This is a genomic window from Mesorhizobium sp. M1338 (genome assembly GCF_040318045.1).
Lineage (GTDB): Bacteria > Pseudomonadota > Alphaproteobacteria > Rhizobiales > Rhizobiaceae > Mesorhizobium.
Window position 1 is genome coordinate 16298 of record NZ_JAMYLL010000038.1, and the last position, 21660, is coordinate 37957.

Annotated in this window: 17 protein-coding genes; 8 read left to right on the forward strand and 9 right to left on the reverse strand. The window is 64.6% G+C overall.

The features are described from left to right. Nucleotides 1–2: 2 nt before the first annotated feature. The 4 genes from nagA to NKH19_RS25080 are packed head-to-tail and all read right to left on the reverse strand — an operon-like array spanning nt 3 to nt 3872. Entirely contained in the window at nt 3–1175 is a 1173-nt protein-coding gene (gene nagA, locus NKH19_RS25065; RefSeq protein WP_352870267.1) for an N-acetylglucosamine-6-phosphate deacetylase, read from the reverse strand. Beyond that, a complete protein-coding gene (locus tag NKH19_RS25070; protein WP_352870266.1) occupies nt 1172–2215 on the reverse strand; it encodes an SIS domain-containing protein in 1044 nt (347 codons plus the stop codon). The genes nagA and NKH19_RS25070 overlap by 4 nt, the downstream gene beginning before the upstream one ends. Then, a complete protein-coding gene (locus NKH19_RS25075; protein WP_352870265.1) occupies nt 2212–2994 on the reverse strand; it encodes a GntR family transcriptional regulator in 783 nt (260 codons plus the stop codon). Before NKH19_RS25075 ends, NKH19_RS25070 begins: the two co-directional genes overlap by 4 nt. Then, entirely contained in the window at nt 2991–3872 is an 882-nt protein-coding gene (locus NKH19_RS25080) for a glucosamine kinase nucleotide-binding domain-containing protein (protein ID WP_352870264.1), read from the reverse strand. The genes NKH19_RS25075 and NKH19_RS25080 overlap by 4 nt, the downstream gene beginning before the upstream one ends. 198 nt (nt 3873–4070) lie before the next feature. On the opposite strand from NKH19_RS25080, the gene NKH19_RS25085 reads away from it, so the two are divergent. The 6 genes from NKH19_RS25085 (at nt 4071) to NKH19_RS25110 (ending at nt 10601) form a co-directional block, all read left to right on the forward strand. Further along, a complete protein-coding gene (locus NKH19_RS25085) occupies nt 4071–5030 on the forward strand; it encodes an N-acetylmuramic acid 6-phosphate etherase (RefSeq protein ID WP_352870263.1) in 960 nt (319 codons plus the stop codon). 2 nt (nt 5031–5032) lie between these two features. Then, entirely contained in the window at nt 5033–6289 is a 1257-nt protein-coding gene (locus NKH19_RS25090; protein ID WP_352870262.1) for an ABC transporter substrate-binding protein, read from the forward strand. A gap of 242 nt (nt 6290–6531) precedes the next feature. Further along, on the forward strand, nt 6532–7461 hold the full coding sequence (locus NKH19_RS25095; RefSeq protein WP_352870261.1) for a carbohydrate ABC transporter permease: 930 nt from the start codon (nt 6532–6534) through the stop codon (nt 7459–7461). A gap of 228 nt (nt 7462–7689) precedes the next feature. Further along, nucleotides 7690–8529, forward strand: coding sequence for a carbohydrate ABC transporter permease (locus NKH19_RS25100; protein ID WP_352870260.1), 840 nt, complete (start codon nt 7690–7692; stop codon nt 8527–8529). Then, nucleotides 8526–9587 carry a Gfo/Idh/MocA family protein gene (locus NKH19_RS25105; protein WP_352870259.1) on the forward strand — a complete coding sequence of 354 codons (1062 nt, stop codon included), beginning with the start codon at nt 8526–8528 and terminating at the stop codon, nt 9585–9587. Before NKH19_RS25100 ends, NKH19_RS25105 begins: the two co-directional genes overlap by 4 nt. Before the next feature lie 15 nt (nt 9588–9602). Beyond that, nucleotides 9603–10601, forward strand: coding sequence for an ABC transporter ATP-binding protein (locus NKH19_RS25110; protein WP_352870258.1), 999 nt, complete (start codon nt 9603–9605; stop codon nt 10599–10601). A gap of 195 nt (nt 10602–10796) precedes the next feature. Here NKH19_RS25110 and NKH19_RS25115 read toward each other — a convergent pair whose 3' ends face one another. From NKH19_RS25115 to NKH19_RS25135, 5 genes are all read right to left on the reverse strand, one after another. Continuing rightward, entirely contained in the window at nt 10797–11642 is an 846-nt protein-coding gene (locus tag NKH19_RS25115) for a fumarylacetoacetate hydrolase family protein (RefSeq protein ID WP_352870257.1), read from the reverse strand. A gap of 190 nt (nt 11643–11832) precedes the next feature. Then, a complete protein-coding gene (locus NKH19_RS25120; protein ID WP_352870256.1) occupies nt 11833–12564 on the reverse strand; it encodes an SDR family oxidoreductase in 732 nt (243 codons plus the stop codon). 189 nt (nt 12565–12753) lie between these two features. After that, nucleotides 12754–15126, reverse strand: a complete 2373-nt coding sequence (locus tag NKH19_RS25125) for an aldehyde dehydrogenase family protein (protein WP_352870255.1) — start codon at nt 15124–15126, stop codon at nt 12754–12756. 77 nt (nt 15127–15203) lie between these two features. Beyond that, nucleotides 15204–16250 (reverse strand): deoxyribose-phosphate aldolase, encoded by a 1047-nt coding sequence (gene deoC, locus NKH19_RS25130; protein ID WP_352973071.1) that lies wholly within the window; start codon nt 16248–16250, stop codon nt 15204–15206. Nucleotides 16251–16460: 210 nt separating this feature from the next. Beyond that, nucleotides 16461–17288 (reverse strand): ferredoxin--NADP reductase, encoded by an 828-nt coding sequence (locus NKH19_RS25135; RefSeq protein WP_352870253.1) that lies wholly within the window; start codon nt 17286–17288, stop codon nt 16461–16463. Nucleotides 17289–17508: 220 nt separating this feature from the next. Here NKH19_RS25135 and NKH19_RS25140 point away from each other — a divergent pair, with 220 nt between their 5' ends. Further along, on the forward strand, nt 17509–19593 hold the full coding sequence (locus tag NKH19_RS25140) for a hydantoinase/oxoprolinase family protein (protein ID WP_352982949.1): 2085 nt from the start codon (nt 17509–17511) through the stop codon (nt 19591–19593). A gap of 1 nt (nt 19594) precedes the next feature. Then, on the forward strand, nt 19595–21334 hold the full coding sequence (locus NKH19_RS25145; protein ID WP_352870251.1) for a hydantoinase B/oxoprolinase family protein: 1740 nt from the start codon (nt 19595–19597) through the stop codon (nt 21332–21334). The last annotated feature ends 326 nt before the right edge of the window (nt 21335–21660 follow it).

Sequence of the window (21660 nt, forward strand, 5' to 3'; positions counted from 1 at the left end):
GGTCAGCCTTGGGCGCCAGCCTCAAAAACCTTGCCGCCACCGATCCAAACGCTCTTCATGTCGAGATCGTCCGACAGCGAAACGATATCCGCCGCCGTGCCTTTGGCGAAGCGGCCGAGCCGGTGCGACTGGCCGATCGCCTGCGCCGGATAGAGCGAGGCCATGCGCAACGCTTCTGACAGGTCCAGCCCGACAACCCGGTGGACGTATCGAACCGCCGAGATCATGTCGAGATCGGCACCCGCCAGCGTTCCGTCGGCAAGCCGCAAACTGCCATCCTTGCGGTAGATGGTGCGGCCGTTCAGCGTGAATGAGGTCATGTCGGTGCCGATTGTTGCCATGGCGTCGCTGACCAGCACGATCTTGCCGGGACCTTGCTTGGCACGCAGCGCGATCTTGATGGTGGCGGGATCGACATGGATGCCGTCGGCGATAAGACCGGCGGACAAGGTGCCGATGTCGATGGCCGCGCCGGCCAGACCAGGCTCGCGATTGCCGATCTGGCTCATTGCGTTGAACAGATGGGTGACCACGCTCGCGCCGGCTTCGGCGAAGGTGCTGGCGGTGGCGTATCCGGTGTCGGAATGGCCAAGACTGACGATGACGCCGGCCTTGGCGAGTGCCGCGACGCGTGCCGGCTCGACGGATTCCGGCGCTACGGTGGTGAGCAGCACCGGCAGTTTTTGCCGCGCCGCGATCAGCATCGCCTGGTCGGCATCCGACATCGGCCGGATCAGCGCCGGATCATGCGCGCCCTTGCGGGCGATCGACAGATGCGGGCCTTCGAGATGCAGGCCGAGAAAACCGGGCATCTTCCGCAGCGCCGCGGCTTCGCCGGCGGCGACGGCGGCGGCGGTGATGTCGGGCGTGTCGGTGATCAGCGTCGGCAGCAGCGCCGTCGTGCCGAAGGGCGCATGTGCCTTGCAGATGGTTTCGAGCGAGGCGACATCGGGATGGTCGTTGAGCATGACGCCGCCGCCGCCATTGACCTGGAGGTCGACGAAGCCGGGCACGAGCATGCCGCCGCCGGTCTCGATGACGCGGACATCGGCGGCTATGGCACCGGAGGGCAAAATAGCCTCGACGAGGCCGTCGCGCACGACCAGCGCGTGGCCGTCATGCCAGTCGTCGCCGTCGAAAATCCGGGCGCCGGTCAGGGCAAAACGGTCGCTCATAGCGTCTCCGTCACCTTGCGAAGATTGCGCGGCGTGTCCGGATCGAGACCGCGATGGCGGGCAAAGGCCTCGACGAACATGTAGAAGGAAACGATCAGCGCCAGCGGGTCGGTCAGGGGATGGCCGGTGGCGACATGCGGCAGGGGCACGGCACGCTGGGCAAGCGCGGAGGTGACGAACACCGGCGCGCCCTTGGCCGCCAGGCTGTCGGCGGCCTCGGCGACTGATGGCTCCGACGCGTCGCGCGCGGCCAGCGCCAGCACCGGAAAATCGGGGCCGATCAGCGCCAGCGGGCCATGCATGACTTCGGCGGCGCTGTAGGCCTCGGCGTGCATGCCGCAGGTTTCCTTGAATTTCAGCGCCGCCTCGTTGGCCATCGCCGCCGATGGTCCGCGGCCGAGGATGAACAGCGACTTCTGCTTCTCGATCGTTTCGGCCAGCACGCTCATCCAGTCGCAGGTGATCGCCTTGCGGAAATGCTCCGGCAAGCGGGCCAGTGCCGTCAGGAGCGCATCATCGCCGGTGGCATGCGCCATCAAAGCGAGGCCGGCAACGGCGGAATTGATGAAAGTCTTGGTCGCCGCCACGCTGCGCTCGGGGCCGGCCAGTATATCGATGGCGTAATCCGAGGCACGCGCCAGCGGCGAATCGGCGGTGTTGGTGATGGCGATGGTCAGGGCGCCGCCGGCTCGCGCGGTTTCGGCCATGGCAACGATGTCGGGGCTCTTGCCCGACTGCGAGATCGCCAGGCAGGCCGAGCCGGCGAGCCTGAGCTTGCGGCCATAGATCGAGGCGATGGACGGTCCGACCGATGCGACGGCGAGGCCCGCCGTCAGCTCGACGGCATACTTCATGAAGGTCGCGGCATGATCGGACGAGCCGCGCGCCACGGTAACGACAAACTGCGGGTCGCGTTCGCGTATGCCGCGCCCGGCCTCGGTCAATACCGCGCCGGAGCCGTCGAGCAGGCGGGCGACGGCTTGCGGGATCTCCGCGATCTCGCGCCGCATATGGGTCGGCTTCGTTGGCTCTGTACTCATGGTCGGCCCTCTTCGCTTGGCCCCGCCAGCCGCAGTTCGGCGACGAAATCATAGGCGTCGCCCCGGTATATAGAGCGGGTGAATTCGATCACCTTGCCGCTCGCCAGATAGGAAATGCGTTCGATATGCAGGCCGGCGACGCCCGGTGATACTTCGAGCAGGCGCGCGTCGCTGTCGCCGAGATTGGCGGCGGAAATGCGCTGCACAGCCCGCACCGGCCGGTTGCCGGTCAATTCCAGCGCCGCATAGAGCGAGGAGCCTATATCAGCCGGGTCGGGCAATACTCTCGCCGACAGCGAGGCGCGTTCGATCGCCAGCGGCGTGTCATTGGCAATGCGCAGGCGAGCCACCCGAGCCACCAGTTCGCTCGACGACAGGCCGAGCACCATCATCTCGTCGGGCGAGGGCGCGTAAAGGCCGCGATCGAGCCAGGCCGAACGCACCGCCATGCCGCGCCGCGCCATGTCCTCTGTAAATGAGGTCAGCCGCGACAGCGACTGTTCGACGCGCTCCATGCGCGGCGCGACGAACGTGCCGGAACCATGGCGCTGGACCAGTATGCCGCCCTTGACCAGGTCTTGCACCGCCTTGCGCACGGTGACGCGCGAAATGTCGGCCTTGGTGGCGATGTCGCGCTCGGAGGGCAGTGCGTCCCCCGGCCCGATCAGGCCGCGATTGACCGCATCCTCGATGCTCTTGCGAAGCTGCAGGTAGAGCGGCGCGCCGCTCTGCGACGACTGTTTCAGCATGGCGAAGATCTGGTCGGCGGCCTCGCTCATCGAGCCGCCTCCGCGCGTCCAGTGAAAAGGCGGACCGCCATCTGCACGGCGCCGCCCAGCGCGTCGTCGAGCGGCGGCTTGAGCAGCGCCCGGTAGCGGGCCGACAGGCGCGGCGCGTAGAGCGGAGCCAGCCCGCCAAGCAGGCAGAGCGGCGCGTCGTCCGAAAGGTCGAGCGCGCCGAGCGAGGCTTCGACGTCGGCGACCGCCCTGTCGAGGATCCAGTTGGCGATGCTGTCGCCCTTCTCGGCATGCTCGAACACCTTGGGTGCGAAGCCGCCGAAATCGCCGGGCTTGGCATTGGTGGTGAATTCGACCACGTCCTCCGGATTGTTGCGGAAAACGGCCAGCATGCTCAGCGTCAACGGCGAACCCTCGCGGACGCCGTCATAGGCAAGCAGCGTCTGCTCGAGCAGGTCGCGGCCGATGCGGGCGCCGCTGCCCTGGTCGCCGACCTGGAAACCCCAGCCGCCGATGGCGCGCGATTTGCCGTTCTTGCGCGCCATATAGGCGGTGCCGGTGCCGAGGATCGCCATGGCGCCGTCACCGGAGCCGACAGCGCCTTCCAGCGCGATCTCGGCGTCGGTCTCGACGCGGCTGATGCTGAACGGCAGGATCGCTTCGAGCTGCTGCCGGTAGGTGCCGACATTGGCGCCGGCGAGGCCAAGAATTGCCGGTGTCTGCGGGATCAGGTCCGGGTCCTGCCCGGCGTCGATGAACGCCTGCCGCGCCGCCTCGACGATGTTCGACCGGGCGCCGGTCAGATCGGTGCGGATGTTGGCGGCGCCGCTTTTGGCGCGGCCAACAACAGTGCCGTCCGCTGTCGCCAGGGCTGCCCGGCAGCTGGTGCCGCCGCCATCGATTCCGAGCACGAAATTCACACGATTTCTCCTCCGAGGAGATAATACCAATAAAATACCAATAGCCAAGGGTTAATTTCCGGCTCAAAAAAATTAGGGCGTATTTTATTGAATAATCAAGGTATTCCGTCGCTTCGCCGATTTCCAGCCCACGAGTTCGTTAATGCGTGTGGACAAGTGGTATTTTTTTGGTATTGTTCTGGTATTGGAGGAACCGGGATGGCCGAAACGCGCACCGAAGCGCTTCATAAAAATGCCGAGGGGCTGGATATCCAGACTCCGGACGCCATCCTTTCCTATTTGGCCGATGCGCAGATTGAAGCTGCGAAAGTGGTGCGCCATGCCATTCCTTCCATTGCCAGGGCGGCCGAAATCGTCGCCAGCAGACTGAACGGCGGCGGCAAGCTTGCCTACGCGGCGGCCGGCAGCTCGGGCCTGATGGCGCTGGCCGATGCGCTGGAGTTGCCTGGCACCTTCGGCATTCATCGCGACCGCATCGCCATCCTGATCGCCGGCGGCGACGAGGCCTTCCGGACGCTGGCCGGCGGACCGGAAGACGACACCGAGGAGGCCGCGGCAGCGGTCGTCAATGCTGGCCTCGGCAGCAGCGATTGCCTGATCGCCATTTCCGCCAGCGGCACCACACCCTATGCGGTGCGGGCCATCGAGGAAGCCGCTCGCCGTGGTGCAGCGACGATCGGCATCGCCAACAACCGGGACTCGGCGCTGCTTCGCCAGGCGCAAACCGCCATCCTGCTCGAAACGCCGCCGGAGCTGATCGCCGGCTCGACGCGGATGGGCGCCGGCACCGCCCAGAAGATCGCGCTCAACATGCTGTCGACGCTGACCGCGGTCCATCTCGGCCATGTCCATGATGGCTACATGGTCAATCTGATGGCCGACAACATCAAGCTGCGCGACCGCGCGGCGCGCATCGTCGCCGCCGTCAGCGGGCGCGGCACGGACGAAGCGGCCCGCCTGCTCGAGAAGAGCGGCGGCGCGGTCAAGACCGCCATTCTGCTCGCCGCCGGCGCCGACAGTGCCGATGCGGCGCGGAAGATACTGGAAGAGGCCGGCCAGAAGCTGCGGCCGGCCCTTTCCGCTATAGAGGGGAGCAAGGGGCGCACTGCCTCCGTTCTCATCAAAACCGAACCTGAAAAAGGTCAACAGGGAGACTGAGCATGACAACGAAACTACTGACGGCACTGCTTTTGGGCACCAGCATTCTCGGCTCGGCCGGGGTGGCTTATGCCGACGTAACGCTCAACATCGAAAGCTGGCGCGGCGATGACCTTGCCATCTGGAAGGACAAGCTGATCCCGGCGTTCGAAGCCAAGAACCCGGGCATCAAGGTGGTGTTCGCACCGTCGGCTCCGACCGAATATGACGCAGCCCTCGGCGCTAAGCTCGCCGCCGGCTCGGCGGGCGACCTGATCACCTGCCGCCCGTTCGACAAGTCGCTTGAACTGTTCAAGAAGGGCAACCTTGCCGATCTCTCGGCGCTGCCCGGCATGGAAAACTTCTCTCCGGTGGCCAAGTCCGCCTGGCAGACAGACGACGGCAAGGTGAGCTTCTGCGTGCCGATGGCCTCGGTCATCCACGGCTTCATTTACAACAAGGACGCCTTCGACAAGCTCGGCATCAAGGTGCCGGAGACCCGCGACGAGTTCTTCGCCGCGCTCGACAAGATCAAGGCCGACGGCACCTACATCCCGATGGCGATGGGCACCAAGGATCTCTGGGAAGCCGCGACCATGGGCTACCAGAACATCGGCCCCAATTACTGGAAGGGCGAGGACGGCCGCGCGGCGCTGATCAAGGGCGATCAGAAGCTTACCGACAAGGAATGGGTCGCGCCGTTTGAGGAACTGGCCAAGTGGAAGCCTTATCTCGGCGATGGGTTCGAAGCGCAGACCTACCCGGACAGCCAGAACCTGTTCACGCTTGGCCGCGCCGCCATCTACCCGGCTGGCTCGTGGGAAATCGGCCTGTTCAACACCCAGGCCCAGTTCAAGATGGGCGCCTTCCCGCCGCCGGTCGAGAAGGCCGGCGACACCTGCTACATCTCCGACCATACCGATATCGGCATGGGCTTGAACGCGGCTTCGAAAAACGCCGATGCGGCCAAGACCTTCCTGTCCTGGGTCGCCTCGCCGGACTTCGCCACCATCTACGCCAACGCGCTGCCGGGCTTCTTCAGCCTGAACTCCGCGCCGGTGAAGATGGAAGACCCGCTGGCGCAGGAATTCGTCTCCTGGCGCGGCAAGTGCAAATCGACGATCCGCTCGACCTACCAGATCCTGTCGCGCGGCACGCCGAACCTCGAGAACGAGACCTGGGTTGAATCGGCCAACGTCATCAACGGCACCGATACGCCGGAAGCCGCCGCCAAGAAGCTGCAGGCCGGTCTCGACAGCTGGTACAAGCCGGCCAAGTAAGAGCTCAGGCTGAGCGCTGCTTATCTCCCCCCTTGAGGGGGAGATGTCGCCAAAGGCGACAGAGGGGGTCGGTGGAGGCAGGCCGCGACTTGATCGTTGCTGGAAAGCACGGTCAAATGTCGATGGCGCGCTGCCTTGACCGACCCCACCCGCCTCGCTTCGCGAGGCACCCTCCCCTCGAGGGGAGGGAGGCGCCGCGCCTTTGGCGGCATTTGCCAACCTGATCGGCGGGGACCGAACTCATGGCCGCAGAAACACGACCGAAAAGACCATTCCGCTGGCACATCGGCATCTTCCTGGCGCCGGCGGTGCTCGTCTACACGGCGATCATGATCCTGCCGCTCGCCGGCACGCTGCAGCTGTCGCTGTTCCGCAACATCGAGCAGCACCAGGTCTTCGTCGGGCTGGAAAACTTCCGCATGCTGTTCGGCGACCCCAACTGGTCGGTGGGTTTCTGGAACGCGCTCAGGAACAACACCTGGTTCTTCATCATCCACATGGTCGTGCAGAACCCGATCGGCGTCATGCTGGCCGCGTTGCTGTCCAGCCCGAGACTGAGATTCGCGGCCTTCTACCGCACGGCGATCTTCGTGCCCACGATCCTGTCCTTCGTTATCGTCGGCTTCGCCTGGAAGCTGATCCTGTCGCCGCTGTGGGGCGTGGCACCGCATCTGATGGACCTTGTCGGCCTGAAAAGCCTGTTCACGCCGTGGTTGGGCAAGGAGCAATATGCGCTGACCGCGCTCAGCCTGATCTCGGTGTGGCAGTTCGTCGGCATCCCGATGATGCTGATCTACGCAGCCCTGCTGTCGATCCCCGAAGAGGTGATCGAGGCCGCCGAATGCGACGGCATCACCGGCCTGTCGCAATTCTGGAAGATCAAGCTGCCGCTGATCCTGCCGGCGATCGGCATCATTTCGATCCTCACCTTCGTCGGCAATTTCAACGCCTTCGATCTGATCTACACCGCGCAAGGGGCGCTCGCCGGGCCGAACTACTCGACCGACATTCTCGGCACCTTCCTCTATCGCGCCTTCTTCGGTTTCCAGCTGCAGGTGGGCGACCCCAATATGGGCGCGGCGATCGCCACGATGATGTTCCTGATCATCCTCGGCGGCGTCTGCGTCTACCTCTTCCTCGTGCAGACGCGCCTGCGTCGCTATCAGTTCTGAGGGGGGTAGAATGTCGAGCTTGAACACCCCCCTCTGGCCTGCCGGCCATCTCCCCCGCAAGGGGGGAGATCGGATGTCATTTCGGCCTTCGCCAATCTCCAGCGTTGCAAGATGTGCGGCAACGCTAAAACTGCCAATCTCCCCCCTTGCGGGGGAGATGTCCGGCAGGACAGAGGGGGGTGCTTGGGCGCCGACCCTACCAGCCGCAGCTCGTCAGGAGACCTCCCAATGAGCACCGCGACCCATTCCGTGCCCCGCACCATCGGCGCCCACGCGATCCTACTGACCTACACGGGGATCGCGCTGTTTCCGGTGATCCTCGTCATCATGAACTCGTTCAAGTCGCGCGCCGGCATCTTCGGTGCGCCGCTGACGCCGCCGACGCCAAAGACGTTCGACCTGATCGGCTACACGACGGTGATCGGCCAGGGCGATTTCATCCATTATTTCCAGAACAGCCTCGTCGTCACCGTCGCCTCGCTGTTCTTCGTGCTTTTGTTCGGCGCCATGGCGGCGTTCGCACTGTCGGAATACCGCTTTCGCGGCAATTCGCTGATGGGCCTCTATCTGGCGCTCGGCATCATGATCCCGATCCGGCTCGGCACCGTCGCCATCCTGCAATTGATGGTGGCGAGCGGGCTGGTCAACACGTTGACGGCACTGATCCTGGTCTACACCGCGCAAGGCCTGCCGCTGGCCGTCTTCATCCTGTCTGAATTCATGAAGCAGGTCTCCGACGATCTGAAGAATGCCGGCCGTATCGACGGCCTCTCCGAATACACCATCTTTTTCCGCCTGGTGCTGCCGCTGGTGCGGCCATCGATGGCGACGGTCGCCGTCTTCACCATGATCCCGATCTGGAACGATCTGTGGTTCCCGCTGATCCTGGCGCCGTCGGAAGAGACCAAGACGGTGACACTCGGCGCGCAGCTGTTCCTCGGCCAGTTCGTCACCAACTGGAACGCCATCCTGGCCGCACTGTCGCTGGCCATCATGCCGGTGCTGATCCTCTACGTCATCTTCTCGCGGCAGCTTATCCGCGGCATCACGTCTGGAGCCGTCAAGTGAGTTCTGAAACACCCCTGCGCGTTGTCGTTGCCGGCCTCGGCAATATGGGCCGTAGCCATGCTCTGGCCTATCACACCAATCCGGGCTTCGAGATCGCCGCGCTGGTCAACCGCTCGGACGTGCCGTTGCCGGAAGGGCTTTCCGGCTATGGCATCAGGCGCTCCTTCGACGAAGCGCTGCGCGACGAAAAGCCCGATATCGCCTGCATCGCCACCTATTCCGACAGCCATGCCGACTATGCGGTGAAGGCGTTCGAGGCCGGCTGCCATGTCTTCGTCGAAAAGCCGCTGGCAACGACCGTGGCCGACGCCAAACGCGTCGTCGCGGCGGCCACGGCCAACGGCAAGAAGCTGGTGATCGGCTACATCCTGCGCCATCATCCGTCCTGGATCAGGCTGATCGCCGAGGCGCGCAAGCTCGGCGGCCCCTATGTCTTCCGCATGAACCTTAACCAGCAATCCTCAGGGCCTACCTGGGAGACGCACAAGCAGTTGATGCGGACGACCTCGCCGATCGTCGACTGCGGCGTTCACTATCTCGACGTCATGCTGCAGATCACCGATGCCAGGCCGGTCGAGGTGCGCGGCATGGGCGTGCGGCTGACCGAGGAGGTCGCGCCCTCCATGTACAATTACGGCCACCTGCAGGTGCTGTTCGATGACGGGTCGGTCGGCTGGTACGAGGCCGGTTGGGGGCCGATGATTTCGGAGACGGCTTTCTTCGTGAAGGACGTCATCTCTCCCAATGGCTGCGTGTCGATCGTGATGAAGGAAGGCGTGAAGTCGGATGACATCGACACCCACACCAAGACCTCGACCATCCGCCTGCACAGTGCCGCGACCGGAGCGGATGGCAAATTCGCCGGGCCGGACGAAATGCTGTCGATGGAAGGCGAGCCCGGCCACCAGGACCTCTGCGACCTCGAACAGGCCTTCGTGCTGAAAGCGATCCGCGAGGATCTGGATCTGACCAAACACATGGACGACGCGGTCAAGTCGCTCGCCGTCTGCCTCGCCGCCGACGAGAGCGTGCGCAGTGGCGCAGCCATCAAACTCTAGAACAGGGACGAAGCCGTGGGCTCGCTGAACATCGAGAACGTGAAGAAGGCCTTCGGGCCGGTCGAGGTGCTGAAGGGCATCAACCTCGAAGTGAATGACGGCGAATTCGTCGTCTTCGTCGGCCCGTCCGGCTGCGGCAAGTCGACCTTGCTCCGGGTTATTGCCGGGCTGGAGGATTCGACCTCGGGCCGGGTGGTCATCGACGGTCAGGATGTCTCGGCCACGCCGCCGGCCAAGCGCGGCATCGCCATGGTGTTCCAGACCTATGCGCTCTACCCGCATCTGACGGTGAAGAACAATATGGGCCTCGGGCTGAAGCAGGCCGGCACGCCGGCGGCCGAGATCGATCGCCGCATCGGCATCGCCTCGTCGATGCTGTCTCTGGAACCCTACCTCGAGAGACGGCCGGCCGAACTCTCCGGCGGCCAGCGCCAGCGCGTCGCCATCGGCCGCGCCGTGGTGCGCGAGCCGAAGCTGTTCCTGTTCGACGAACCGTTGTCGAACCTCGACGCTGCGCTGCGCGTCAACACGCGGCTGGAGATCGCGCAACTGCATCGCCGGCTGAAAGCGACGATGATCTACGTCACCCACGACCAGGTCGAGGCGATGACGCTGGCCGACAAGATCGTCGTGCTCAATGCCGGCAGGATCGAGCAGATCGGCGGTCCGATGGAGCTCTACAATTCGCCGGCAAATGAGTTCGTCGCCGGCTTCATCGGCTCACCGAAGATGAATTTCGTCGACGGCGCCCGTCTCGGCGAAACCGCCAAGACCATCGGCGTGCGGCCGGAACATCTGACCGTCGATCCGAAATCCGGCGCCTGGAAGGGTACGGTCGTGCATGCCGAGCATCTCGGCGCCGACACCAATCTCTATCTCGACTGCGAGAAGGCCGGGTTGATCACAGTGCGCATTTTCGGGGTATACGATGCAGAACCGGGCGCCACGCTCTATGCGACGCCGGACCCGGCGAAGACCTATCGATTTGGGGCGGATGGGAAGGTGCTGAAGTAGTATCGCAGCATAGGCTGGCGCTGCCCCTCATCCGCCTGCCGGCACCTTCTCCCCGTATAGTGACGGGGAGAAGGGAGATAGCTCAAGCGCTGGCGATTGGCGAAAGCATCAACGGCAGCGTCCTTCTCCCCGTTCAACGGGGAGAAGATGGCGGCAGCCAGATGAGGGGCGGCGCGAGCCTCCGAAATATCGCTCCTACACGTCAGCCTTGAACGTCTGCTTCTGCTGACCCAAGCCTTCAATGCCGAGTTCCACCACATCACCAGCCTTCAAGAACACCGGCGGCTTCATGCCGAGGCCAACGCCGGGCGGCGTGCCGGTGGAGATGATGTCGCCGGGGTGCAGCGACATGAACTGGCTGAGGTAGGACACCAGATACTTGACGCCGTAGACCATGGTCCTGGTCGAGCCGTTCTGCATCGTCTTGCCGTTGACCGTCAGCCACATCTTGAGGTTCTGCGGGTCGGCCACTTCATCCTTGGTCACCAGCCACGGGCCGGTGGGTCCGAAGGTGTCGCAGGACTTGCCCTTGGTCCACTGGCCCTGCCGCTCGGCCTGGAAGGCCCGCTCCGACACGTCATGGGCAACGCTGTAGCCGGCGACATAGTCCAGCGCGTCGGCTTCGCTGACATATTTCGCCGTCCTGCCGATGACCACGGCCAACTCGACCTCCCAGTCGGTCTTGTCAGAGCCGCGCGGGATCAGCACGTCGTCATCCGGCCCGACAATGGCCGAGCTTGCCTTCATGAAGATGATCGGTTCCGGCGGCACGGTGGCGCCGGTTTCGGCGGCATGGTCGGAATAGTTGAGGCCGATGCAGATGAACTTGCCGGTGCCGGCGACGCAGGCGCCGAGGCGCGGGCTGCCGGGAACGGCCGGCAGCGACTTCGGATCGAGCTTGGCCAGATCAGCCAGCGCCGCCGGATCGAGCGCCTTGCCGCCGATATCGCTGACGTGAGCGGACAGATCGCGGATGGTGCCATCGGCATCGAGCAGACCTGGGCGCTCGCTTCCCACCTCGCCATAGCGCAGCAGTTTCATGCATCTTCTCCTGATTGCGGCCAACGGCCGTTTACAATTTCGCTCCGTCGCCGCGACGACGTGGTTCTGGGCGGGCGGAACCTAGCCAGTGGATGGTGGCCGGGCAAGCGTGGATGCCACGCCTGATGTCGGGCGAACCATCATTTTCAGACCTTTGGAACAAGGTACCGATCTTCTCGAGCGGGGCGCTCTAGATCGACCAGCCGCCGTCGATATTGTAGGCCTGCCCGGACGTATAGGTGGCGCCGGCCAGATAGACGGCGAGATCGGCGATTTCCTCCGGCGTGCCGAGCCGGCCCATCGGCTGGCGGGCGATGAAGGCGGCGCGGGCGGCCTCATAGTCGCCTTGCGCGTGCATGCGGTCCTGCAGCGACGGGCTCTCGACCGTGCCGGGGCAAATGGCGTTGCAGCGTATGCCCTTGCCGACATAATCGGCGGCGATCGCCTTGGTCAGGCCGATGACGGCGGCCTTGGTGACGCCATAGGCGAAGCGGTTGGGCACGCCTTTGCCGGCGCCGGCGACCGAGGACATGTTGATGATCGATCCGTCGCCGCGCTCCAGCATGCCGGGCAGCACGGCCCGCACGGTGCGGATCATGGCGCGGACATTGAGGTTGAAGGCGAAGTCGAGATCGGCGTCCTTCATTTCGAGGATCGAGCCGGAATGGACGAACCCGGCGCAGTTGAACAGCACGTCGACGGCACCGATCTCGGCGAAGGCGGCGTTGACGGCCTCGTCGTTGAGCACATCGAGCTTGCGGGTCTTGATGCTGGATGTCTTGGCGAGCTCAGCCAGCAGCACCTCGTTGATGTCGGTGGCATGGACGACGGCACCTGCCTTGGCGAAGGCCAGCGCACTCGCCTTGCCGATGCCTTGCGCCGCTGCCGTGACGACAACGACCTTGCCTGCCAGATCCGCCATGCTGTTCTCCTCGTCCGCTTGGGTCATCCGCATTTACCGGCGGCTGGCCAAGACGTCATGTGCCGGTCACGCGCCATCGGGTGGCCCGCGCCATCGCCGGTTCACTGATAAAGATGTTTTTTCTCGTTAAAGAACATCTGTCCGAGCGTCAAGCCCGAACACGATCACCATCGCGATAGCCACGGGGGCTCAATCGCCGTAGGGCACCCACACATTCTTCACCTCGACGGCCCGGCGCAGGAAGGCGTCGCCGGCAGCCTCGTCGGACGCCCAGTCGAGGCCGCGGCCATTGCCGCTCCAGACGCGCTTGAGGTTGCCGATCGACTCGGCTTCCGCCTTGGCGCAGGTGTCGGCGTCGGCGAAGACCCACAGTCCGTCGACATCGTCGTGCTTGGCCAGCACGCCGGCAAGTTCGGCCGTGCGGCCAGTGACGATGTTGATGGCGCCGGCCGGAACGTCGGAATATTCGATGACCTGATAGAGATCGGTCGCCAGCAGCGGATAGCGCTCGGACGGCACTGCCACCACCGTGTTGCCCATCGCCAGCGCCGGTGCGACCAGCGAGATCAGACCCAGCAGCGGCGAGGTGTCAGGCGCGACGATGCCGACCACGCCGACCGGCTCATGCAGTGCCAACGTGACAGCGCGCGCTGGCGGCTGGTGCACGCGGCCCTCGAACTTGTCGGCAAGACCGGCATAGAGGAACAGGCGTTCGATCGACTGCTCGACCTCGTCGCGCGCCGCCTTGGCGGAGACGCCCGTGAGTTGCACGAGACGCGCCGAGAACTCGCCGGCGCGGCCGGAAAGGTTCTCGGCCAGATAATAGAGCACCTGGCACCTGTTATAGGCGGTCGCCTCCGGCCATGCCTTGCAGGCGCGGGCGGCGGAGACGGCATCGCGGATGTCCTTGCGGCTGCCGAGACCGACCTCGCCGGCAAGCTTGCCCTTGGCGGTGGCGACCGCCAGCGAGTAATTGCCGTCCGGGCGAACCTGCTTGCCGCCGATGAACAGCTTTGCCGTGCGGTCGATCGCGTCGCCGTCGGATTGCTCGACCGGTTGCGCCGAGATCGTCGCCGGCTTGATGACCGGGCCGAGCGGCAGTTTCGCCGCGAGATATTCGAACATGCCCTCGCGTCCGCCCTCGCGTCCGAAGCCGCTTTCGCGATAGCCGCCGAAGCCACAGGCGGCGTCGAACATGTTGGTGCCGTTGACCCAGACGACGCCTGCCTTCAGCTGCGGCGCGACATGCAAAGCGAGGTTGACGTTTTCGCTCCACACCGAAGCCGCCAGCCCATAGCGCGTGTTGTTGGCAAGCTCGATCGCTTCCTCGGTGTTGCGGAAGGTCATGGTCGCCAGCACCGGGCCGAACACCTCCTCCTGCGCCAGGATGTTAGCCGGCGAAACACCTGTGGCGAGCGTCGGCAGATGATAGTAGCCGGTGGACGGCAGCGCCGCATCCGGCTGCCAGCAGACGGCGCCCTGTCTGGCGCCCTCGGCAACCAGACCCTTGACCCGGTCGAGCTGTGTCAAGTCGACCAGCGGGCCGATGTCGGTGTTCTTGTCGAGCGGGCTGCCGACGCGCAGCCGGCTCATCCGCGCCTTGACCTTGGCGATCAAGGCATCGGCAATGCCTTCCTGCACCAAGAGCCGCGATCCGGCGCAGCAGACCTGGCCCTGGTTGAACCAGATGCCGTCGACCAAGCCTTCGACCGCGCTGTCGAGATCGGCGTCCTCGAAGACGATGAAGGCCGACTTGCCGCCGAGCTCCAGCGACAGTTTTTTCCCGGTCCCCGCCGTGGCTTTCCTGATGACCTTGCCAACCTCGGAAGAGCCGGTGAAGGCGATCTTCTGGATGCCGGGGTGGTTGACGATGGCCGCGCCGGCCTCAGGCCCGCCCTGGACGATGTTGACGACGCCTTTCGGTACGCCGGCGCGCTCACAGATTTCGGCGAACAGGATTGATGTCAGCGGCGTGAACTCGGCCGGCTTCAGCACCACCGTGCAGCCGGCGGCGAGTGCGGGCGCGATCTTCCAGGCCAGCATCAGCAGCGGAAAATTCCACGGGATGATCTGGCCGACGACGCCGACACCCTTGTGGCCGGGGAAATCCCTGTCCAGCGCCTGTGCCCAGCCGGCATGGTGGATGAAATGACGGATCGCCAGCGGCACGTCGATGTCGCGGCTTTCGCGGATCGGCTTGCCATTGTCGATTGTCTCAAGCACCGCGAACAGGCGCTGATGGCGCTGCATGGCGCGGCCGATGGCATAGAGCACTTTGGCGCGTTGGTAGCCTGAAAATGCCGACCATTTCGGCAGCGCCTTGGCGGCCGCCGCAACCGCCGCGTCGATGTCGGCGGCAGTGGCGTCCGCGACCTTGGCCAGCAGCGTGCCGGAAGACGGTTCGCTGGTGTCGAAAGTCTTGCCGCCGGACGCGGCTTTCCACTCGCCGCCGATGAACAGCGCCTTGCCGAAATCGCGCGCGGCAAGCCATGCATCGGCCTCGTTGCGAGCTTCCGGCGCCGGGCCGTAATCCATGGCGTGATAGCGGTCGAGAATGTTCATGGATCGCTCCAGATAATTGTCTTGGAAGGCGTTCTTTCGCGCGAAAGAACTCCACGTTCAAAGCTTTAGCCCGATCCCTATGCCATTGCGTGGCGATGATTGGCCGAATAGTGACCGGTCAGATGGTGCTCGAGCTGGCGCTCGATGTCGGTCAGCAGGCTCGATGCGCCGAAGCGGAACAGCTCGGGCTCCAGCCACGGCCGTCCGAGTTCTTCCTTCATCAGCACCAGCCAGTCGAGCGAGGCCTTGGCAGTGGAAATGCCGCCGGCCGGCTTGAAGCCGATGAGGTAGCCGGTTTCCTCGAAATAGGCCCTGATGGCGCGCACCATGGCGAGGCCGACGGGCAGCGTCGCGTTGACGCTCTCCTTACCGGTCGAGGTCTTGATGAAATCGGCACCCGCCATCATCGCCACCATCGAAGCCAGCATGACATTGCGCAGCGTGGCGAGGTCGCCGGTGCCGAGGATGACCTTCAGATGCGCGTCACCGCAGGCGGCGCGCATCGAGACGATCTCATTGTAGAGCTCCCGCCACTTGGCCCCGAACACCAGCCCGCGCGGAATGACGACGTCGATCTCGTCGGCGCCGTCGCGGACCGATGCCTCGATCTCCTGCAGGCGGGTCGACAGCGGTGCGAGGCCATGCGGAAAGGCGGTGGAGACGGCGGCGACATGGATGCCGGTGCCGCGCACGGCATCGACGGCGGTGGAGACGAAGGGGTGATAGACGCAGACGGCCGCCGGGCGGATCGGTTCACCAGCAATGCCGAGACCCTCGACGATGTCGCGGCGGAACGGGTTGATCGCCTTGGCGCAGAGCCGGCGCACGCGCTCCTCGGTGTCGTTGGAATTCAGCGTCGTCAGATCCATGCAGGCGACGGCGCGCAGCAGCCAGGCCGCCTGGTTGTCGGCCTTGATCGAGCGCCGTTTGGTCAGGCTGGCGACGCGCCGCTCCAGCGCCGAGCGATTGACGCCGCGCACCGATTCCATGAAGCCGAGGTCGAGCTTCATGCCGGGATTGCGCGCGATGCGATGGTCCAGCGGAACGGCTGTGTTGGCGGCGGCACGCGCGGGCAGCGGCGTCACCTTGGTGCCGAGATCGGCTTCGCGGATTGTGCTGCTCATCTCCTGCCCTTTCATTCAGCGACGTGTGCTTATGTCTTGGTGCGTATCGTTTTCCCAAAACCGCTCGACACTTTTGGGCGACACGCACGAAGATAGCCCGTGAAGTCGCACTTCACGAGTCCTTCAGGCGGTCATAACCGAAAAAGGCGGCGAAAGCAGCCAATTTTTGACCACGTGGTCAAAACGCAGAATTGAAATGCTGAGTGCTGCTCAGCCGACGAAGGCGCGCTCGACCACGAAAGTCGCCGGATGGCTCAGCGAGCCTTCGACGAAGCCGAGGCTTTCGGCCAGCTCCTTGACGTCCTTCAGCATATGCATCGAGCCGCAGATCATGATGCGGTCGGTTTCCGGATTGAGCTTGTCGATGCCGAGATCGGTATAGAACTTGCCGGAGCCGATCAGCGCGGTGATGCGGCCCATGCGCTCCGATTCTTCGCGGGTCGTCGAGTTGTAGAGCGTGACGCGGCCGCCGGTCAGTTCGCCGATCAGCGGGTCGCTTTCCAGCGCCGCGACCAGTTCCTGGCCGTAGGTCAGTTCCGCATTGTCACGGCAGGTGTGGGTCAGGATGACCTGCTCGAACTTCTCGTAGGTGTCGGGGTCGCGCAGCAGGCTGGCGAAGGGCGCGATGCCGGTGCCGGTCGAGATCATGAACAGCCGCTTGGCCGGGGTCAGCGCGTCGACCACCAAAGTGCCGGTCGATTTCTGCCGCATGATGATCGTATCACCGACCTGGATCTTCTGCAGTTCCGAGGTCAGCGGGCCGTCCGGCACTTTGATCGAGAAGAATTCCAGCTCTTCGTCCCAGGCCGGGCTTGCCACCGAATAGGCGCGGTACACCGGCTTCTCGGCATTGGGCAGGCCGATCATGACGAACTCGCCGGAGCGGAAGCGCAGCGACCGCGGACGGGTGATGCGGAACGAGAACAGCCGGTCGGTGTAGTGCTTCACCGAGACGACGGTTTCGGCGTAGACGTTGGCCGGAATCGGGAATTGCAGCGGGCGGGCGCCGACGGTGTTGAGAGCGGATGTGGTGTTCATCAAATCCAACCTTCTGGCCCAACTGTGGATGCGGGCGCCAAACCTTCACCTGCGCGCCCGAACCATTCAGGTCCCGGCGTGCTGTTCGCACACTCCAAAGCGGCAAGCTCTTGTGTCCCGAATTTATTAGTATACAAACGATATTTGCGTCAAGATGCTCCCTTAAAACAGCTTTCCAAACTGACGCATATCCGTAGTCCGCGCATTTCGGGTTTCGACGATGGAAGAGAATTTTTCGGCGCAAGCACATGATTCCCTGGGAAATGTCGTTGCCGGTATCGATGTCGGCGGTACCTTCACCGACCTGCTCCTGATCGACGGACGCGACGGCGGCAGGGTGCATATCGCCAAGACCCCGACCACGGTCGACAACCAGGCGTTCGGCGTCGTTTCGGCACTCGGCGCCACCGGATTTCCGATCGACGGCATCGACCTGATCGTGCATGGCACGACAACCACCACCAATGCGGTGCTCGAACGCCGGCTGGCGAAAACCGGCATGATCACCACGCGCGGCTTTCGCGACGTGATCGAGCTTGGCCGACGGACACGGCCGCAGGCCTATGGCATGACCGGCAGCTTCGTGCCGATCATTCCGCGCAATCTGCGGCTCGAAGTGTCGGAGCGCGTCGAGGCGTCGGGGGTGATCCGCACGCCGCTCGACGAGGCGGAAATGCGCGAGGCGGTGAAGACGCTGATCGCGGCCGGCTGCGAATCCCTCGTCATCCATTTCCTGCATTCCTACGCCAACCCGGCGCATGAGCGGCGCGCCGCCGAAATCGCCGCCGAATTCTGGCCGAACGGCTACATCACGGCGGGTCACGCGCTGCTGTCGGAAGCGCGCGAATTCGAGCGCGGCGTCACCGCCTCGGTCAACGCCTCGGTGCAGCCGATCCTCGAGCGTTATGTCGAGCGGCTGCGCAAGGAATTGGCTGCAAAGGGCTATGCCCGCGATTTCCTGATCATGAACGGCAATGGCGGCATGATCTCGGCCCGCTTCGTCACACGTGAATCGGCCAAGACGGTGATGTCCGGTCCGGCCTCGGGCGTCATCGCCGCCGCCTATACCGGAAAGCGCGCCGGCTTCGAAAACCTCGTCACCTACGACATGGGCGGCACCTCCACCGACGTGGCGCTGATCCGCAACGCCGAGCCGGCTGTCTCGAACGAGATCGAGATCGAATATGCGATGCCTATCCACGTGCCGATGGTGGCGGTGCACACGGTCGGCGCCGGCGGCGGCTCGATCGCCCGTGTCGATGCGGCCGGCCTGATCCAGATCGGTCCGGAAAGTGCCGGCGCCAATCCTGGCCCGATCTGCTACGGGCGCGGCGGTCTCGAGCCGACCATCACCGACGCCAATCTTGTGCTCGGCCGGCTGGCGCCCAAGAAGCTGCTGGCGGTCGAAAATCCCGTCACGTCAGAGCGCGTCACCAGCATATTCAAGGACAAGATCGGCAAGGCGACCGGCCTGTCCGGCGTCGAGGCAGCGGGTGCGGTGCTGCGGCTGGGCAACATGAAGATGGCCGGCGCCATCCGCATGGTCTCGGTGTCGCGCGGCCACGATCCGCGCGATTTCGCGCTGTTCGCCTTTGGCGGTGCCGGCCCGCTGCACGCCACCGCCCTAGCCCGCGAGCTCGGCCTGCCCCGGGTATTGGTGCCGGCGCGGCCCGGCATCACCAACGCGCTTGGCTGCGTCGTCGCCGATCTGCGCCACGACTTCGTCAACACCATCAACCAGCCAGTGTCGGTGCTCGACGAAACCGAGCTTCACGCTGTATTGGAACGGCACCGAAACGAAGGCGAGGAGCTGATCGGCAAGGAAGCGGTGAAGCCGGAGACGATCCGCGTCACGCACTCCGCCGATATGCAGTTCGTCGGCCAGACCCACATCATCAACGTGCCATTGCCGTCGTCGTCAGTGACGCGGGCGGCGCTGCAGCAGCTTTTCGAAAAGGCTTATTTCGCCCGCTTCAAGGTCGAATTGCCGGAAATCCGCGCCAATCTCGTCAACCTCAACACCTCGGTCACGGGCGTGCGTCCGGCGATCGATCTGTCGCGGCTGATCGATCCGGCCGGGCGCGCAACAACGCTCGACGAGGCGCGACGAGAAATCCGGCCGGTCTGGTACGCTGGGCGCTGGCACGACACACCGGTCTATAGCAGGGAAAAGCTGCCGCTCGACGCGGTCATCGAAGGGCCGGCGATCCTCGAACAGATGGACGCCACCACCGTGCTCGAACCCGGCGACCGCGCACGCTGCGACGCCGACGGCAACATCATCATCGACATTGGCGAGGCCTGATATGGCAAAGCTCGACGCCATCACGCTTTCGGTCCTTCAGGCGGCGCTGCAGCAGGTCTGCGACGAGATGGACCTGACGTTCTCGCGCGCCGCCTTCTCGCCTGTCATCGCCGAAGCCAACGACCGTTCCGACGGCATCTATTCGGCCGTCGACGGTTCGCTAATCGCGCAAGGCAGCCAGGGCCTGCCGGTGTTCGTCGGCGTCATGCAGTATTCGACCAGGACGGTGATCGAGATGATCGCCGATGGCCGCTGCTTGGCTCCGGAGCCGGGCGACATCTACATCGTCAACGATCCCTATCTCGGCGGCACGCATCTGATGGACGTGCGCTTCGCCATGCCGGTCTATCGCGACGGCAAGATCTTCTGCTGGCTGTCCAACACTGGCCACTGGCCCGACATTGGCGGCTCGGTGCCGGGCGGGTTTTCAGCCTCGGCAACGGCGGTCGAGCAGGAAGGCCTGAGGTTGCCGCCGGTGAAGCTGTTCAAGAAGGGCGTGCTCGATCCAGAGATCTACGCCATCATCTGTTCCAACATCCGCGTCGCCGACCAGCGCATCGGCGACATCAGGGCCCAGGCTGCGGCCCTGCTGATCGGTCAGGACAGGCTCAACGGAATCCTGGATCGTTACGGTGACGAAACTGTTGTCGAGGCGATCGCCGAATTGCGCCGCCGCGCCGCCGAGCAGATGCGCGCCAACATATCAGCCATCCCCGACGGCACCTACAGTTCCAAGGCGTTCGTCGATTCCGACGGGGTGGTCAACGAGCCGCTGACCATCGCGCTCGCCGTCGAGAAACAGGGCGACACGCTGACCTTCGATTTCGCCGGCTCGTCAAAGCCGTGCGCCGGACCGATGAACAGCGTGCTGGCGACGACCCTGTCCTCGGTCTATCTGGCCATGCGCCACATTTTCCCCGACGTGCCGATCAGCGCCGGCGCTTTCGAGCCGCTGATCGTCAAGCGACCGGAAGGCACCTTCCTTGACGCCAAATATCCGCGCCCGGTCTCCGGCTGTGCGGCCGAAGTCTCGCAGCGCATCGCCGAGGCGGTGTTCGCGGCGATGGTGCAGGCGTTGCCGGAGAAGGTGACGGCCGCCCCCGCCGGCTCCAGCGGCAATTTCGCGCTCGGCGGCAATGATCCCGCGCGCGGCCGCGACTACGTCATGTACCAGATCTCCGGCGGCGGCTATGGCGGCAATTCAAGCCATGACGGCCTGACCAATGGCTGCTCGACCATCGGCATTTCCAAATCGCCGCCGGTCGAGATCATGGAACAGGCTTTTCCTGTGCTCTACCGCCACTATGCCTTGCGCGAAGGCTCCGGTGGCGCCGGCAAACATCGCGGCGGCTTCGGCCTCGCCTATGAGGTCGAGATCCTGCGCGGCGATGCCCGCGCCTCCTTCGTCATGGATCACGGCCGTTTCGGCCCGCAAGGCGCGCTCGGCGGCAAGGATGGTGCGGTCAACACGGTGACGGTCTTCCGCGGCGGTGAGGAACATGTGCCGGCGCATCTCTCCAAGGAGCAGGACATCGCGCTTAAGGCGGGAGATCGGGTCAGGGTCGGCACGCCGGGCGGCGGCGGCTATGGCGATCCGCTTGAGCGGAATGCCGATCTGGTGCTGCGCGATGTGGCGCTGGGGTACTACACGCCAGCGGAAGCCAGCGAAAAATTCGGCGTGGTCCTCTCGGGCGAGCTCGCGATTGACCGGAAAGCGACGGACAAGCAGCGCGCCGGCTGACGCACCGCCATTGCAACGGCTTGGTCCGTTCGCCGCGCCGCGATCGCCTGGCGCATGTCGTTTCCGTCTCCTTCGTACAAGGTCCGCGACAGGGGCCTCGACGAGCAATGGGTAGGACTGATCCTCGACGGCGACAAACCGGCCGCGACCGATGCGAGGGTTCTGGCTCATGGCGAGGATGCCGGTGCGGTCACCTATAGCGACCACGGTTATTCTCTCGGCAAGGTGCCACCGCGCATCTGCGGCTGCCGTTCACCGCTGTTGGTACGCAGCTCAGCGTCGACATCGACGGCAAGCCCACACGCGCGGTGGTGGCGCCGATACCG

What these genes read in the sequence shown, in the direction of transcription:
- NKH19_RS25085 (WP_352870263.1), top strand. Translation starts at nt 4,071, where the DNA reads ATGGCCGAAACGCGCACCGAAGCGCTTCATAAAAATGCCGAGGGGCTG.
- NKH19_RS25125 (WP_352870255.1), bottom strand. Translation starts at nt 15,126, where the DNA reads ATGAACATTCTCGACCGCTATCACGCCATGGATTACGGCCCGGCGCCG.
- NKH19_RS25120 (WP_352870256.1), bottom strand. Translation starts at nt 12,564, where the DNA reads ATGGCGGATCTGGCAGGCAAGGTCGTTGTCGTCACGGCAGCGGCGCAA.
- nagA (WP_352870267.1), bottom strand. Translation starts at nt 1,175, where the DNA reads ATGAGCGACCGTTTTGCCCTGACCGGCGCCCGGATTTTCGACGGCGAC.
- NKH19_RS25140 (WP_352982949.1), top strand. Translation starts at nt 17,509, where the DNA reads ATGGAAGAGAATTTTTCGGCGCAAGCACATGATTCCCTGGGAAATGTC.
- NKH19_RS25115 (WP_352870257.1), bottom strand. Translation starts at nt 11,642, where the DNA reads ATGAAACTGCTGCGCTATGGCGAGGTGGGAAGCGAGCGCCCAGGTCTG.
- NKH19_RS25070 (WP_352870266.1), bottom strand. Translation starts at nt 2,215, where the DNA reads ATGAGTACAGAGCCAACGAAGCCGACCCATATGCGGCGCGAGATCGCG.
- NKH19_RS25090 (WP_352870262.1), top strand. Translation starts at nt 5,033, where the DNA reads ATGACAACGAAACTACTGACGGCACTGCTTTTGGGCACCAGCATTCTC.
- NKH19_RS25100 (WP_352870260.1), top strand. Translation starts at nt 7,690, where the DNA reads ATGAGCACCGCGACCCATTCCGTGCCCCGCACCATCGGCGCCCACGCG.
- deoC (WP_352973071.1), bottom strand. Translation starts at nt 16,250, where the DNA reads ATGAGCAGCACAATCCGCGAAGCCGATCTCGGCACCAAGGTGACGCCG.
- NKH19_RS25135 (WP_352870253.1), bottom strand. Translation starts at nt 17,288, where the DNA reads ATGAACACCACATCCGCTCTCAACACCGTCGGCGCCCGCCCGCTGCAA.
- NKH19_RS25075 (WP_352870265.1), bottom strand. Translation starts at nt 2,994, where the DNA reads ATGAGCGAGGCCGCCGACCAGATCTTCGCCATGCTGAAACAGTCGTCG.
- NKH19_RS25145 (WP_352870251.1), top strand. Translation starts at nt 19,595, where the DNA reads ATGGCAAAGCTCGACGCCATCACGCTTTCGGTCCTTCAGGCGGCGCTG.
- NKH19_RS25095 (WP_352870261.1), top strand. Translation starts at nt 6,532, where the DNA reads ATGGCCGCAGAAACACGACCGAAAAGACCATTCCGCTGGCACATCGGC.